11 protein-coding genes are annotated in these 15,956 nt (G+C 49.5%); 8 read left to right on the forward strand and 3 right to left on the reverse strand.

All coding sequences use genetic code 11. The features are described from left to right. Nucleotides 1–211 precede the first annotated feature (211 nt). The 6 genes from B153_RS0122885 (at nucleotide 212) to B153_RS0122910 (ending at nucleotide 11,826) form a co-directional block, all read left to right on the forward strand. Nucleotides 212–4,084 carry a hypothetical protein gene (locus B153_RS0122885; RefSeq protein ID WP_020599083.1) on the forward strand — a complete coding sequence of 1,291 codons (3,873 nt, stop codon included), beginning with the start codon at nucleotides 212–214 and terminating at the stop codon, nucleotides 4,082–4,084. Between the two features lie 598 nt (nucleotides 4,085–4,682). After that, complete coding sequence (locus B153_RS0122890) at nucleotides 4,683–6,251, forward strand: sensor histidine kinase (protein WP_020599084.1); 1,569 nt, start codon at nucleotides 4,683–4,685, stop codon at nucleotides 6,249–6,251. Nucleotides 6,252–6,359: 108 nt separating this feature from the next. Beyond that, nucleotides 6,360–9,977, forward strand: a complete 3,618-nt coding sequence (locus B153_RS0122895; RefSeq protein ID WP_020599085.1) for a response regulator — start codon at nucleotides 6,360–6,362, stop codon at nucleotides 9,975–9,977. 73 nt (nucleotides 9,978–10,050) lie between these two features. Then, a complete protein-coding gene (locus tag B153_RS0122900) occupies nucleotides 10,051–10,410 on the forward strand; it encodes a response regulator (RefSeq protein ID WP_020599086.1) in 360 nt (119 codons plus the stop codon). 40 nt (nucleotides 10,411–10,450) lie between these two features. Further along, a complete protein-coding gene (locus B153_RS0122905) occupies nucleotides 10,451–11,260 on the forward strand; it encodes a CheR family methyltransferase (protein ID WP_020599087.1) in 810 nt (269 codons plus the stop codon). Beyond that, nucleotides 11,242–11,826: a chemotaxis protein CheB gene (locus tag B153_RS0122910; RefSeq protein WP_020599088.1), complete on the forward strand. Its 585-nt coding sequence runs from the start codon at nucleotides 11,242–11,244 to the stop codon at nucleotides 11,824–11,826. Before B153_RS0122905 ends, B153_RS0122910 begins: the two co-directional genes overlap by 19 nt. On the opposite strand, the gene B153_RS0122915 is transcribed toward B153_RS0122910, so the two are convergent. Further along, nucleotides 11,821–12,372, reverse strand: a complete 552-nt coding sequence (locus tag B153_RS0122915) for an RNA polymerase sigma factor (RefSeq protein WP_020599089.1) — start codon at nucleotides 12,370–12,372, stop codon at nucleotides 11,821–11,823. The genes B153_RS0122910 and B153_RS0122915 overlap by 6 nt on opposite strands. A gap of 355 nt (nucleotides 12,373–12,727) precedes the next feature. Here B153_RS0122915 and B153_RS36850 point away from each other — a divergent pair, with 355 nt between their 5' ends. Next, nucleotides 12,728–13,174, forward strand: a complete 447-nt coding sequence (locus B153_RS36850; RefSeq protein WP_020599090.1) for an Hpt domain-containing protein — start codon at nucleotides 12,728–12,730, stop codon at nucleotides 13,172–13,174. Next, a complete protein-coding gene (locus B153_RS0122925; protein ID WP_020599091.1) occupies nucleotides 13,171–13,863 on the forward strand; it encodes a LytR/AlgR family response regulator transcription factor in 693 nt (230 codons plus the stop codon). Before B153_RS36850 ends, B153_RS0122925 begins: the two co-directional genes overlap by 4 nt. Before the next feature lie 89 nt (nucleotides 13,864–13,952). Here the strand turns inward: B153_RS0122925 and B153_RS0122930 are convergent, their stop codons facing one another. Then, nucleotides 13,953–14,636, reverse strand: coding sequence for a hypothetical protein (locus B153_RS0122930; RefSeq protein ID WP_020599092.1), 684 nt, complete (start codon nucleotides 14,634–14,636; stop codon nucleotides 13,953–13,955). Nucleotides 14,637–14,656: 20 nt separating this feature from the next. Continuing rightward, a complete protein-coding gene (locus B153_RS0122935) occupies nucleotides 14,657–15,871 on the reverse strand; it encodes a THUMP-like domain-containing protein (RefSeq protein ID WP_020599093.1) in 1,215 nt (404 codons plus the stop codon). Nucleotides 15,872–15,956 lie beyond the last annotated feature (85 nt).

Consider the following 15,956-nt stretch of genomic DNA (forward strand, 5'->3'; position numbering starts at 1 on the left):
CGGATTGAGCGGAGTTTTGGGGTGTCTGTACGGACTAAAACCATCATAAGCCTCTGATCTGTTTATGAATCACTTCTTCTTACCAATCATTCATTCTATTCGCCTTCTTCTGACTACTGAATCGGGTTTACGTTGGGTTGAGGGCACCCGCCCAGTTTCTGTTTGGGGCAACCGAAATCCAAAGAGTCCGGGAAAGCTTTGGTTTGTAGCGATGCTACTGCTGGTATCCAACACGTTGTTGGCTCAGGACTGGAATCAAATCATCAAAACGGCGGCATCGGACCGACGAACACTTACCAGCTTTGGCCGGGGAGATAATGATCAGTTTGGTACGTCGATTGCCATTGATGGGGACTACGCTGTTGTAGGCGTGCCTTGGGATGCGGAAGATGCTGATGGGGCAAATACGCTCCCCAATGCCGGTTCGGCTCTGGTCTTTAAGCGGCTCAATGGCACCTGGACCCAGATTAAAAAACTGGTAGCTGCTGACCGGGGAGTGGATGATTTATTTGGCCAGTCGGTCGGTATTAGTGGTGGCATCATCGTGGTTGGCGCTTATTTGGAAGACCAGGATGCCTCGGGGGGCAATCCGCTTGGTAACTCGGGTTCGGCATATGTCTTTAGCCGAGACCAGGGCGGTACTGACAACTGGGGGCAAATTAAAAAGCTGGTGGCCAGTGATCGGGCCGTCATAGGCTATTTTGGGTATTCGGTGGCCGTCAGTGGCAACACCATCGTAGTGGGTGCTGTTTTAAATACAACCGATGTCGCGGGAGGAAATTCGTTCAACGGAGCAGGGGCTGCCTACATTTTCAGCCAGAATCAGGGGGGAGCCAACAATTGGGGTCAGGTCAAAAAACTGGTAGCTGCTGACCGGAGTCCGACTGATAACTTCGGCAATTCAGTGGGCATCAGTGGGAGTCTGATTGTGGTGGGAGCCTACCGGGAAGATGAAGATGCTGCGGGTGGCAACACGCTCCAAAATGCGGGTTCGGCCTACGTGTTCAGTCGGGATCAGGGAGGTACGGAAAATTGGGGCCAGGTGAAAAAGCTGGTAGCCGCTGACCGGGGCGCTGACGATCAGTTTGGCTGGTCGGTGGCCATCAGTGGCAACACTATCGTAGTGGCTGCTAATCAGGAAGATGAAGATGCTTCAGGGAGTAATGCAATCAGTAATGCGGGTTCGGCCTATGTGTTTAGCCAGAACCAGGGAGGGGGTGACAATTGGGGGCAGGTGAAAAAGCTGGTAGCCAGCGACCGGGGAGCTGGGGATAGATTTGGTGTTTCAGTGGGTATCAGCGGTAGTACGATTGTAGTGGGGGCTTTTCTTAACGGAGAAGACGCGACGGGGAGTAATATGTTAACGGGTGCGGGTTCGGCCTACGTGTTTAGCCAGAATCAGAACGGTACCGATAGCTGGGGTCAGGTAAAAAAACTAGTGGCATCTGACCGGTCCTCCAATGATCAGTTCGGCATTTCGGTGGGCATAAGCGGTAGTACGATTGTGGTGGGTGCCAACCTGGAAGACGAAGATGCTACAGGAAGCAATAAGGTGACTGATGCGGGTTCGGCCTATGTGTTCAGCCAGAATCAGGGCGGGGCTGGCAACTGGGGGCAGGAGCAGAAAGTAACCATGGTCGATTATTTGGGTGATACAAGATATGGCTATTCGGTTGCTATCGATGGCGACTACGCCGTGATTGGCACCTGTCTGGATTATACAAATGCCACGAGTGAGCAACCCCTGACCTCTGCGGGCTCGGCTTACGTGCTTAAACGCCAGAACGGTAGCTGGACTCAGATCAAAAAGCTGGTCGCCAGTGACCGGGTAGTAGAGGGTCAATTTGGTTCTTCAGTAGCCATCAGCGGTAACCTGATTGTGGTAGGTGCCAGCGGAGATAGTCAGGACGCGACCGGGGGCAATCCGTTGAGTAGTGCGGGTTCGGCTTATGTGTTCAGTAAAGATCAGGGGGGCACAGATAATTGGGGCCAGGTCAAAAAGCTAGTGGCCGCAAACCGGGGGATAAATGGTGNGTTTGGTTCTTCGGTAGCCATCAGCGGCAACCTGATTGTGGTNGGNGCCNGCNNAGATAGTNANGACGCGACCGGGGGCAATCCGTTGAGTANTGCGGGTTCGGCTTATGTGTTCAGTAAAGATCAGGGGGGCACAGATAATTGGGGCCAGGTCAAAAAGCTAGTGGCCGCAAACCGGGGGATAAATGGTGNGTTTGGTTCTTCGGTAGCCATCAGCGGCAACCTGATTGTGGTAGGGGCTATCGGGGATAGTCAGGACGCGACAGGGGGCAATCCAGTCACCCTAGCCGGTTCAGCGTATATGTTTAGCCAGAACCAGGGTGGGGCCAACAATTGGGGCCAGGTCAAAAAGCTGGTGGCTGCTGATCGGGCTGCAAATGATTTTTTTGGTTCTTCGGTAGCCATCAGTGGTAATACTATTGTTGTGGGCGCCAATCAGGAATCAGAAGATGCCACGGGAGGCAGTACGCTGTCTCTCGCTGGATCAGCCTATGTATTTAGTCAAAATCAGGGGGGCGCCGATAACTGGGGGCAAGTCCAGAAATTGGTAGCCTCAGACCGGGCTAGTGGCGATTATTTTGGATTTTCGGTGGGAATTAGCGGTAGCACAATCGTAGTGGGGGCATTTAGAGAATCTGATGGAAGCCAACTCACGAATGCGGGGTCTGCCTATGTGTTCAATCAGAATCAGGGTGGAACCAATAATTGGGGACAGGTGCAGAAACTGGTAGCTACGGATCGTGCGGCTGACGATCTGTTTGGCTGTTCAGTCGCCATTAGCGGCAACACCCTAGTGGTAGGGGCCGATCAGGACGATGAAGACGCGACGGGGGGCAATACACTTAGTAATACCGGTTCAGCCTATTTCTTCGAGTCGACCGGGATTACTCTTTCGGGCTTTAGCGCCAGCCCGGCCACTATCTGCGCGGGCAATCTGACCAGCTTCTCCGCCAGCATTGGCAACCTGACGGGTAGCTACAGCTATACCCTTACCAACGGCAGCAGCACCACCAGCGGTACCGCCACTTCACCCACCCTGAGTCAGCCCTGGACAGCTTCCGGCAGCGGCACCCAGAGCTTTACCCTGATCGTCAGTCAGAACGGCAACACCACCACGGCCACCACACCCCTGACGGTCAACGCCACGCCTTCGGCCAGCCTCCTTCCTTCGAATCCGACTCTGAGCTGCACTACCACCAGCCTCAGCCTGACCGCCACGGGAGGGAGTAGCTACCTGTGGAGCAATAGTTCAACAAATGCCATTCAGAGCATCACCACCCCAGGCACCTATTCGGTAGTGGTCACCGGCTCCAATAGCTGTACGGCCTCAGCCACCACCACCGTCAGTAGCAACACCGTGCTGAGTCTTTCGACGGGAGTGACCTTGTCCCAGGCCAATGTGGGGGTAGTGGTGAGCTTATCGGCCAGTGGGGCTACCAGCTACCAGTGGACTGCCCCTTCGACGGTGTTGCTGACCAGTCCCACCACCAGTTCGGCCCTGTCGGCCAGCCTGACCACAGCCGGGGTGCAGACCTTTACGGTGGTGGGGACCAGCGGAGTTTGTTCCCAGAGTGCGCTGGTAAGTGTGACGGCACTGACGGGTCCCGACCTGTCGGCCATCATCCTGCTGCCGAGTGGCGGCTTCTCGGGGGGGGAGACCAAGGGGCTAGTGATGAAACTTCAGGAAGTGAACGGCTCGGATGCGACGGGCAGTATTGTAGTCACGATTACCGTACCGGCGGGTTACAGTGTGAGCTTCGATAACAGCCTGAGTAGCCTTCTAGTATCGGGGGGTGGTACGGAGAGTGTGCAGAATGAGAAGTGGGAAGTGATCCGCATGGATGGGAGTCAGCAGTTGAGTCTGCGGTTGAAGGGTGGGGAGTCGATCGTTGCCCGGAGCAGTGTATCGGTAGGCTTCTGGGTGAGCCGAACGAGTGCCAATGGGGGCAGTCGTTCGAACATCACGGTGAATGTGGCCGATGACAGTGGTGGGAGTTATGATGTGAACCGACTCAACAACATCTACGCCCGCATCATCAATGGCCTGTAGGGCCTCTGAGAGCTAAAATTTGGGTTTCCAATTTGAAGGCTTGGCATGTAAATGGTTGCCTGTATAGGAAATAAAACCTGGCGTTTGCCGGGTTTTATTTTTTTACTATAAAGGAAAACGTTCAGAAAGTGGTGATAGAAGCGTGTATCAGCTTACGCCAGGGCTTCGGATCGGGTGCATACAAGTGCGCAGTCAATAGATCCGATTTCTCCCCAGGTAGTCACGGGAAAAGCCTGGCCTTTAGTGGTGAGGTTGTGGAAGGCGTAACGAAGGGGTATCCGCAACAACTGGCAAAGGAAGGCATGAGAATGTGTAACTTGTTTGGTGGTTTTGTGTGGTTACTCGTATTTGAATTGTCGAAAATGTGTAATTAACCGATTGGTAAGTATCTGATTACTAAAAATAAGGTCGTTTACAGATGAGCGTTCTTTTTTCGTGCATACGCTAAATGAATTTGGAAGCAGGGGCACACTCGTTCTATCTTCACCAACAAATTTCAAAACAATCAATGGTTTAGGTCGGTTTGTAAAATTGACATCTAGTACATATACTTGTTTCGAATGTCGCTTAGCCTCAGCGTTTTAACCAGTAAATTTTCATGATTCTTATCGTTGATGACAGGCCAGAGAATATAATACCCCTGAAAAAAATCCTGGAGCTGCATCGTTTTTCGGTCGACACCGCCGAATCGGGTGAAGAAGCCCTTAAAAAGATACTGAAAACCGATTACTCCGTAATCATTCTGGATGTCCAGATGCCCGGCATGGATGGCTTCGAAGTGGCCAATGCCATTTCTGGTTTCAGCAAAGCCCGTGATTCGTCCATCATCTTCCTGTCGGCGGTAAATACTGAAAAGCGATTCATAACCAAAGGGTATACGTCGGGAGGGATTGATTACCTTACCAAACCTGTTGATCCAGACATTCTGGTTCTGAAAGTCAAAACGCTGGATAAGCTTTATCAGCAGCAACACGAGTTACGGACCATACAGGATTCACTTCGCAAAGAGGTCAATGTACGCAGGCAGGCACAGGAAGAACTTGCCAAACGCATGCAGGAATTGCAGGCGGTGTTGTCTTCCTTGCCTCAGATGGCCTTTACCATCAAACCCGATGGTATAATCGAGTATGTAAACGAGCACTGGTTTCGGTATTCTCCGGATGCCAACACGTTTCCAGCCATGCACCCCGATGATGAAGAAGTTTGTGACGACTGGCATCAGGCGTTGGAGCGAGGGGAGGAGTTTACCCGCGAAGTTCGGCTCCAGGAACTGGGAACGGAATCGTACCGATACCATTTGCTCCGGATTATTCCGATCGTCCGGGATAGTGGCCGGGTTCGATGGATTGGAACCTTTACCGACATTCACCCGCAGAAACAGGCGGCTGATCTGCTGGAACAACAGGTCAACCTGCGCACCAGTGAGCTACTGCTGAAAAATACCGAACTGGAGCAGACCAATCACGAATTGCAGCAGTTCACCTGGGTAGTTTCTCACGATCTGAAGGAGCCCTTACGGAAAATACAACTGCTAAACGACACCATACGGGAACGGTATCTGAAGGATAATCCAGAAGCCGTGTTCTATCTGGATCGATCGATTCGGTCGTCGGCCCGGATGGCTGAATTGATAAAAGACCTGCTCACCTATTCCCAGCTTTCGGAGCCAGAACCGTTTCAGCCCACCGATCTGAATGGTGTGGTCCAAGAACTTCTTCTTGATTTTGACGATCAGATCAATCGAAAAGGCGCTACGTTCTTCATTGATCCATTGCCTGTACTGGATGCCATTCCGATGCGACTTCGGCAGGTTTTCCAAAACTTACTGAGCAATGCGCTTAAATTTACAAAACCCGATCAGCCACCCATAATACAGATCCGTTCAGAGCGGGTAGCCACCAAAGCCATCGACGCCGAACCCTCACCTGACGGACCTTTCTACCGAATTACCTTCACCGATAATGGGATTGGGTTCGATGAGAAATTCTTAAACCGCATCTTCATTATATTTCAGCGTTTGCACAACCGATCTGCTTTTGAAGGAACTGGTATCGGACTGGCCATCGCAAAAAAGAATATTGACAAACACCACGGGTTGATTTCGGCGCATAGTCGGGTCGATGAAGGTGCTAGCTTTATCCTGATTCTACCCATAAACCAGGTATGATATCGGATGTATGAGGTATGGTATAGGAAGTGGAGAGTAACTATCATGCTATACATCATACATCCTATATCCTGCATCTTAACTCCCACTTTGTAGCTTTCCTCTTATATGCCGCGTTACTCTACATCCAATTCGGTCGTTCGACAGTTGCAGATTGTCTTCTCGTTCTCGACGCTTTTGCTACTGATCAGCCTGATAGCGTCGTTTTACAGCATTCAGCAACTGATCGAGAATTCGAAACTAGTTAATCACACCAATGAGGTGCTCATTGAGTCGGAGAATGTTATCTCGTACATGAAAGATGCCGAAACGGCGCAGCGTGGGTACGTGATTACACTTGATCCCCTTTTTTTACAGCCCTATAATGGTAGTTATGAAAAAGTAGCCCGGAGTTTAGGCCGTGTACAGGAATTAACGGGCGATAATGCGCCACAACAGAAAAACCTGGCCGAGGTCAAACGGTTATACGAAGCGAAGTTTGTTCAGATGCAACGGGTGATCGATCTGGTCAGGCAACACAAAGCGTTTGCCACGGATACCATCAATCGGCATCGGGAAATGATTCGGGGAAAGCAGATCATGGACAATCTGCGGGCCACCATCAACGCCATCAAAACCCAGGAGCAGGCTATACTCAAAAATCGTGTTGAGCAGCAGGATATTTACATTACCTATACGCCATTTCTACTGGTCATTGCAGCTATCATCTCGATGCTGATCACCAGTTTTACCTATGTTCGTATCAAACAGGACCTCGACGACCGCATTGCTCACCAGAAGCGGGCCGAAGAAAAATACATTGAAACGAACCAGCGAATTGCGGTTCTGGAAGACATTACCCACGACATAGCCGAAGGGGATTATACCGTACGGAGCGATGATACCAACGATGACGACCTGGGCCGTATCGGTACGGCACTGAACCAGATGGCCAATGCGCTGGAACGAACCTTCACGGATTTACAGGACCGTACCTGGTTACAGACGGGTTCTGTAAAAATAAGTGATGCCATCCGGGGGCAGCGTGATCTGTCAAAACTAAGTGTAAATCTGATTAATACCCTGGCTGAGTACCTGACCGCTCCCGTCGGAACCATGTATCTGACCGAAAATGACCGGCTGTATACCTTGTCGGGGAGTTATGCTGCCCAGGGCCCACCCAGAACCGTGGTGCCGGGAAATGGGCTTGTAGGACAGGCCATTGAGGGTAAGAAAATCATGGTCATCCGCGATTTGCCGGCCGATTATAGCCGGGTAAGTTCGTCGGTAGGGGAGAGCCGCCCTACGGCTGTGGTCATTGTTCCGTTACTATTCGCCAATACCTGCCTGGGAGCCATTGAACTGGGTTTTTTTCGGGAACCCAGACCCTTGGATATCGAATTTCTGACCATGAATCAGGAATCCATCGCTATCGGGGTCAATGCGGCCCTCGATTATATAAAGCTTCAGGCGTTTCTCGAAGAAACCCAGGCTCAGTCCGAAGAATTACAATCTCAGCATTCGGAACTCGAAAACCTGAATGCCGAACTGGAGATGCAGGCCCAGAAGTTACAGGCGTCGGAAGAAGAGCTTCGGGTACAGCAGGAAGAATTGCAGCAGACCAATACCGAACTGGAAGAGCGTGGGTTACTGCTCGAAGAGAAAAATGACGAGATCCAGCGAAAGGCTGACGAGCTGGAACTGACAACCCGCTACAAGTCTGAATTTCTGGCGAATATGTCGCACGAATTGCGGACACCGCTCAACTCCATTTTATTGTTGAGCCGACTGCTGGCCGAAAACCATGAAGAGACGCTAACGACCGAACAGGTCGAGTATGCCAGAGTGATTCAATCGTCGGGTAATGGACTGCTGGGGCTGATCGATGAAATTCTGGATTTATCGAAGATTGAAGCCGGGCAAATGAAGCTCGATTATCAGGAAGTACGTATTGATGAGGTCACCGACGAGCTACAGGCGTTGTTTGCTTTACTGGCGAAAGAAAAAGGGCTCGATTTCTCGATTCGGGTGGCCCCGGACCTACCGGCTCATATTACCACCGATCGAATGCGGTTGGGACAGATTCTGAAAAATCTGCTGTCGAATGCCCTTAAATTTACGGCTTCGGGCAGTGTCAGTCTGAGCATCGACCGACAGCCAACACAGCCAAATCGACTCCTGTTTGTCGTAAAAGATACCGGCATCGGGATTCCAGTCGAAAAACAACCACTGATTTTTGAAGCATTTCAGCAGGCCGACGGCTCTACAAAACGCAAGTATGGCGGAACGGGCCTGGGGCTATCCATCAGTCGTGAGCTGGTCAAACTTCTGGGTGGCGAAATAGCCCTTGTGAGTGAAGTGAACAAGGGAAGTGAATTTACGGTCAACCTACCCATTCACCAGAATGAAGAAACGGATCTTCCAGAAGCTGTTCCTACCCCAACTGAACCCGCTCCTGCTCCCATACCGCTGGTTCCGGCACCTCAGCCCATTCCAGAAACCAAATACATTAGTGCGGTGATCCCGGAGGCAATTCCAGACGATCGGAACGATGTTACGGAGAAAGATAAAACCATTCTGATTGTAGAGGATGACGCAAATTTTGCCAAGGCACTATTGGAATATGCCCGGAAGAAAGGGTACAAAGGAATCGTAGCCGTTCGGGGCGATGAAGGTCTAAAACTGGCGGGTATGTATAAACCTACAGGGATATTGCTCGATATTGAGCTACCCATCATGAGTGGCTGGCAGGTGATGGATGCACTGAAAGCCGATCCGAAAACCCGGCCCATTCCTGTGCATATCATGTCGTCGCACCGGCTCAAGAACGAAAGCCTCATGAAGGGGGCAATCGATTTTGTGGATAAGCCTATGGCTTTCGAGCAAATGCAGGACGTGTTTAAAAAGATCGACTATGTACTCAGTCGAAATTCGAAAAAAGTACTGATTATTGAAGATAACCCGAAACACGCCAAGGCTCTGGCGTACTTCCTGGAAACGTTCAATATCAATTCGGAGTTGAAAAGCACCGTAAAAGACGGCATTGATGCCCTAAGTCGCCAGGAGATCGATTGTGTTATTCTGGATATGGGCATTCCAGACCATAAGGCCTATGAAACCCTGGAAGAAGCCAAAAAGACACCCGGCCTGGAAAAACTCCCGATCATCATTTTTACCGGCAAAAGCCTGTCGATGGCCGAAGAGCTGAAAATTAAGAAATATGCCGACTCGATCGTTGTCAAAACGGCCCACTCATACCAGCGTATGCTCGATGAAGTGTCGTTGTTCCTGCATCTGATGGAAGAAGCCAAACTGAGCAATGGCGGTAAAGGGAAACCAAAGAAACTGGGGGCATTAGGTCAGGTTCTGAACGAAAAAACGGTACTGGTCGTGGATGATGATGTACGGAACATTTTCTCCCTGTCGAAAGCGCTCGAGCAGTTTAATATGACTGTAATAGCGGCCCTGGACGGCAAAGAAGCCTTGCAGAAACTGGAAGAAAATCCTACGATCGATGTGGTGCTGCTGGATATGATGATGCCCCATATGGACGGCTACGAAACGGCCCGGAAAATCAGGGAGCATTACCAGTGGCGGAATTTGCCCGTTATTGCCGTGACGGCTAAAGCCATGATCGGTGACCGGGAAAAATGCATTCAGGCCGGTGCTTCAGACTATATTACCAAGCCGGTCGATATTGACCAACTGGTTTCCTTATTACGCGTGTGGCTCTATGAGCGTATCTAACCGTTTTTCGTCGTCCGGGTAGGGCTGGCTGAACAGAAATCAGAGAGCAGTAAACCGTCAACAATTTTATGCCATGGCAAAAAAACGAGTCCTGATAATAGACGATGATTCGCGCAATATTTTTGCGCTGACCGCCACGCTTCGGGCCAGATCGTTCGAGTGTCTTTCCTGCTCCAATGCGCTGGATGCCTTAGTGATTCTCCAGACGGATGAGGTAATCGACGCGGTTTTGATTGACATGATGATGCCCGAGATGGATGGCTATGAAGCGATACCCCGCATAAAAGCCATCGACCGGCGGAAAGATACACCCATCATTGCGGTGACGGCGCAAGCCATGGTAGGCGACCGGGAAAAGTGCCTTCGGGCCGGTGCTTCGGATTACATTGCCAAACCCATTGACGTGGATCGGTTAGTAAGGATATTAAACTAGAGGCTGTCAGGCTCTTGGAAACTGGAACCAGAGTATGGTTATGATTGAGGATGAGCAAATAGACCTCTTGCTGTCGGATCTGTTCGAACTCTATGGGTACGATTTTACGCATTACGCCAGAGCATCGCTGAAACGACGGATCAATCGGGTTTGGTCATTAGACAAATTCCCGAGCTTTGCTGAACTGCGGTATCGCCTTCGGACCGACACGGAGTATATAAAGCGGTTTGTGGAAGAACTGACCGTAAACGTGACCGAGATGTTTCGGGACCCGTCTTTTTATAAATCGCTCCGGCTGGATGTTCTGCCAACGCTGGCGGCTAAGCCATTTATTCGGATCTGGCACGCAGGCTGTTCGACGGGCGAAGAGGTATTTTCAATGGCAATCCTGTTGAAAGAAGCCGGGTTACTGCACAAATCCCTGCTTTATGCCACAGATCTTAACCCCGATGTGCTGGCTTCGGCCCGGAAAGGAATTGTGGCGCTATCGCAAATGAAGCAGTATTCTGAGAATTACCTGCTGTCGGGCGGGAAAGCTGATTTTTCGATGTATTATACCGCACAGTATGGCTACGCCAAGTTTCTGGACGAACTGGCCGAACGTATGGTTTTTTCGACCCATAACCTGGTCTCCGATCGATCGTTCAATGAATTCGATATGATTCTCTGCCGAAACGTGTTGATCTACTTCGACAAGGCGCTCCAGCAACGGGTTCTCTCTCTGTTCGATGAAAGTTTGGGATTACTGAGCTACCTGGCCTTAGGCGCTAAGGAAACACTCCGTTTTTCAAGCCTGGAGGCTAAATACAGACCCTTGAATGGTGAAAAAATATGGCGGAAGATAGCCTGAACTCTGCTCCCAAAGCGGTTGTCATTGGTGGGTCGACCGGGAGTATCGATGTCTTGCTGCAGGTACTCCCCACCTTAACGCCCCCTTTAACGTATGTATGCATTATTGTCCTGCATCGCCGGAACACAGCCGACTCAACACTGGCCCATTTGTTTTCGCTAAAAACGACCATACCCGTTCGTGAAGTAGACGACAAAGAGCCCATCCAACCTGGAATCATTTACCTGGCCCCCGCCGATTATCACGTATTGATCGAACATGATCGGACGTTTGCCCTGGACGACTCCGAAAAGGTGCATTACAGCCGGCCTTCGATCGATGTAACATTTGAATCAGCGGCCGATGTATTTGGGTCTTCGCTGGTGGGGATTCTGCTGTCGGGGGCCAATGCCGACGGAACGGCTGGGCTGAAAGCGATCAAACGAAGGGGCGGTATGCTGGTGATTCAACAACCCGAAACCGCCCAGGCAACCATGATGCCCCAACAGGCCATACTCAATACGCAGGTTGATTATATACTGGATATTAAAGAAATTGGTACCCTGCTAAATAATCTGAACTTATAAAGAGTGGTAATAGGCACAGAGTTGATGGACTTTTTCCCGACTACGCTTAAGCCGCATTTTGACAGAGCTTTCGCTGATATTGTATAACTGCGCGATCTCATCGATTCGCAACCCCTGCTCATATTTCAACTTCAATATATTTTGCTCTTTTTCAGGTAGTTGGGTCATCACCTGATTCAGCAACTGGAGCGATTGTTCTTTAGCCTGCGCTTCATACGATTCGCTGGAAGGTGTATCGAACTCATCGTCGAGGGGCGAAAAGTTTAATCGCTTAGCTAACCGCAGTTGATCCGAGCAATAGTTATAGGCAATCGAATACAACCAGGTCGAAAAACTAGACCGTTCATGAAACGTATCCAGTTTTTTAAACATCTTAATGAAAATATCATGGGTGTAATCATGGGCACTTTCTTCGTCTTTGGTCATCGACAAACAGTGCCGGTATACTTTATTGACATACCGATTGTATAACGTTTCAAAGCATTGATTTGGCTGCTCGGGCAGGTATTGCTTGATCAGTGCTTCATCGGTCAGGAAATTGGCCATGGTTGATTTGGGTAGAAGTTGGTTTCAGTAGTTTGGTGATCCAAAGTTGTTGAATAAGGAATCGTGTAGTTACATCTATTCGATAAATGGTAGGAATTGCGGGTTTTTAAGTAACTATTGGTTTATTTTTAATAGTTATCTGTTTAGACGGTAACATGGGCTATTCGCGGGTCGATATGACTATGATTTGTAGCCGGTGGCCCTGGTTAAAATTGACTGTGTTGCTACCTGAGAGGATTTGGTTTTTATTTTACTTTTTGGGGAATAAATGAAACTTATGATTTAGAAAAATACTTAACTTGCATACTTAAAAACAGGTGTATAATCTACTTTTCCGCTAACCAATCCGTAAGCAATGGACCATGTAGCGCATGAACTGCGGAGTGCCGATGCGAACAGGGCTGACCAATCCATTGGGCCGATCGGCTCCTCGGCGCGCTATCAATTGCTGGATATCCAATTCCTTGGTGAATTGTACGGTGGTGACAAAGAGTATGCGGGCTTTATGCTCGAAACTTTTCTGGACTCAGTATTGCCGGAGTTTGCGCTGGTTCATCAACAGATTCTGGCCCAGAATTGGGAGGAAGTCTATCCATTGACTCATAAGTTACGACCGACGCTGCCTATGGTTGGGTTGACCCATTTGGAAGCTCCCCTGATTTTGATTGAGAATTTACTTGCAGAACGTGAGCAGGCGGATCGGATCAACACAGTCTGGCAAGATTTTTACACCACATTGCAAAGCCAGCAGCCTCTTCTTGAGGCCGAATGGCAACGCTATTTGACCACTCCAGATCTATGATGCTGAAATGTATAATTGTCGATGATGAACTAATGGCTCGCCTGTCGCTCCAGCGTCTTTGTGAACAGCACGAGTCCTTAGAAGTTGTGGCGGTTTGTGAAAATGCGACGCAGGCCCTGACTATATTGGCCGAACAACCAATTGACCTGATCTGGCTGGATGTTGAAATGCCCGGACTGTCGGGTTTTGATTTACTGGATCGACTCCCTGTTTTGCCGCAAGTGATATTGACAACCATCAAAACGGAATATGCTTTTGATGCTTTTCAGTATCAGGTGACCGATTATTTGAAGAAGCCCATTACGCAAACCCGATTTAAAGTAGCCGTAGAGAAGGTCATGACGGCTATGCGGAAAAACGAACAGGTGCGCATGGTCAACGACAAAGCCATCTTCGTTAAAAATGATGGTCGCTATGTGCGGGTGCCTTACGATTCAATTCTGTATGTTGAAAACACGGGAGATTACGTCAAAATCCTGACGGGGCAGCAGTCGTTTGTGGTGTATACGACCATGAAATCACTGGAAGAAAAGCTGGGAGGTCAGTTTCTGCGGGTACACAGATCGTACATCATCAACCTCGACAAAATTGTTGATATTGAAGAAACGAACCTGGTGGTGGCTTCTAAAGTCATCCCCATCAGTCGGGCCAATAAACCCGAACTGATGAGCCGACTAAATTTACTCTGAAAAATAAACTGGAAATAGGATGTAGGATGTATGATGGCTACCTCTTATATCCTATATCATACTGCCTACATCATATATCCTTTAACCGCTTAATTGCTTTTCTTTGCTTTTACGGCTTCTACGTTTTTCTTCCGGTTTTCCAGTTCGGTCAGAGCCGTTTGCTGATCCACTTTGTTGGTTTCAATATCTTTCTGTAGTTGCTCCAGCTCTTTCGCATTTTCCTCAAGCCGTTTTTGAAGCCGTTCCTTTTCCTTGCCATTCTGTTCGATGGATCGCTGGAGTTGTTCGCCTTTCCGAACCATACGCTGATGGTTTTTCTGGGCTTCATCGAAGCTGCCTTCGGCGGTTCGAACTTCCTGCCCATACAGGCTATTATCGGCAAAGGATTTCAGTAGACTTTCGGCTGCTGAATAGCCGGAGTCGCCAGCTTTAACAAAATTACCATTGCCCCGATCAAAAGCCGCAAAGATCGTAGCCGACGTACGGGACGATTTGACGGTACTGATGAGGTTTATGGGTTCCGAGGAGATAGCCGAAATACTGGCGTTTGGCACCCGGTATGTACCGCGCGATGAACTAAGTCGGCCATATTTCTGAAGCTCAGTCTCCCAGTCTTTTTCAATCTGTTTGCCATCGCCCTGAAGGGTTAAATAAAGTCCGGCTATGGTGGCTTTATCGACTGTGGTTTCCCCCGCATAAACAGTCTGGGCAAAGGTTGTACCTGAGTAAATGAGCAGGAAAACCAGTACAATGGAGCGCAATAGGGTGGTCATTGGTTTTGGTGGTTAATGGGTTACGAATGAGTTTGATCGACTTTTTGGGTGATAAGAAGGCGTTTATCGCCATTCTGAAGGGTTGTTGCCAGGATGTAGATGGAGCCACCCTCGCGTAAAGATAATTTTTTCCGTAACTCAGCTACGGTTTGTGGAAAGTTTCGAACGGTAAGATTGGCTTTTCCGTCCGGCACCACTTGTCTGAGTAATTTGGCATCTGGTTTTAGAATTGATTGTAGTTTAAAAATTCGACCCGGGAAATCCCGCACCAGTGTAGGACTGGTGTACAGATGACTGTGCGGGGCAACCTTCAGTAACCCGAATCGTTGGCCGATCAGGCGAAAAGCGCCGGCTTTCAGCACGGCGGCATTGGGTTCATACAGGTACGTTTGAGGATCACCCAGTAGCACGTCGGCATCTCGTTCCTCCTGCTCGTTAAAAGTAAATTTGATGGATTCATGGCTGGTTAGGTTGACTGCCTTAATGAAACCAGTTTGTCGGGTGGCCGATGGATGGCTCAGCACAAACAGGATTTCCTTGACTTCACCCTGTACCGCAACAATATGTACCTCGTTGACCATACCCGCCAACTGTCGGACGGCCAGATGGATGTCAAGTAACGGTGAGGCTTTCACTAAAATTTGTCGGGTATGCTCAAACAGACTCGAAATTGTGGCTGATTTCGACAGATCGGGTTCGCAGTCTTCCAGCTGGACCACCTTACCACCCTGTTCATTACGTCGATGCGGGTCAATATATACCCAGTCGGCAGAGGAGGTCAAAAATTCAGGTTTGTCGAGTATCGTCAGTCCGTCGCCTTGTACAACCTGCACATTCGTAGCATTCAACAGGGGTAGGTTATGGGCCGCCAGTTCAGCCAGATCGGCCTGTTGCTCCACGTACAGTACCTCATCGACTCGCTGGGCAAAGGCCCAGGTGTCAACGCCCATACCTCCCGTTAAGTCAACGAGTCGTTTTCCCTGTACCAGCGATGCTTTGTAATGGGCTGTTCGTTCTGAAGAAGCCTGCTCAACCGATAAAGAGGGTGGGAAAACCAATGCTTCGTTCGCATACCAGGTAGGCAGTTTGTCGCGGGCTTTCTGACGGGCACTTATTTGAGCCGCCAGTTTCCTGATGTCCAGATTGGCTGGGTGCGTACGTAAAAGCAAAGACCGTACATCGGCTGTACGATTGGCCTGAATAAAGGCTTGTTCGGTGTTTGACAGGTAGATCAATGAATGTCTTTAATCGTTTTTTAATCTTTCTTTAATTTATTTTTAATTTTACATGCTTGCCACATTTGGCAATGTGTATGATACA

This window comes from Spirosoma panaciterrae DSM 21099 (genome assembly GCF_000374025.1).
GTDB classification, from domain to species: Bacteria; Bacteroidota; Bacteroidia; order Cytophagales; family Spirosomataceae; genus Spirosoma; species Spirosoma panaciterrae.

Excerpts from the sequence above, each read along its gene's own strand:
- B153_RS0122890 (WP_020599084.1), top strand. The coding sequence starts at position 4,683 with ATGATTCTTATCGTTGATGACAGGCCAGAGAATATAATACCCCTGAAA.
- B153_RS0122895 (WP_020599085.1), top strand. The coding sequence starts at position 6,360 with ATGCCGCGTTACTCTACATCCAATTCGGTCGTTCGACAGTTGCAGATT.
- B153_RS0122900 (WP_020599086.1), top strand. The coding sequence starts at position 10,051 with ATGGCAAAAAAACGAGTCCTGATAATAGACGATGATTCGCGCAATATT.
- B153_RS0122905 (WP_020599087.1), top strand. The coding sequence starts at position 10,451 with ATGATTGAGGATGAGCAAATAGACCTCTTGCTGTCGGATCTGTTCGAA.
- B153_RS0122910 (WP_020599088.1), top strand. The coding sequence starts at position 11,242 with ATGGCGGAAGATAGCCTGAACTCTGCTCCCAAAGCGGTTGTCATTGGT.
- B153_RS0122915 (WP_020599089.1), bottom strand. The coding sequence starts at position 12,372 with ATGGCCAATTTCCTGACCGATGAAGCACTGATCAAGCAATACCTGCCC.
- B153_RS36850 (WP_020599090.1), top strand. The coding sequence starts at position 12,728 with ATGGACCATGTAGCGCATGAACTGCGGAGTGCCGATGCGAACAGGGCT.
- B153_RS0122925 (WP_020599091.1), top strand. The coding sequence starts at position 13,171 with ATGATGCTGAAATGTATAATTGTCGATGATGAACTAATGGCTCGCCTG.
- B153_RS0122930 (WP_020599092.1), bottom strand. The coding sequence starts at position 14,636 with ATGACCACCCTATTGCGCTCCATTGTACTGGTTTTCCTGCTCATTTAC.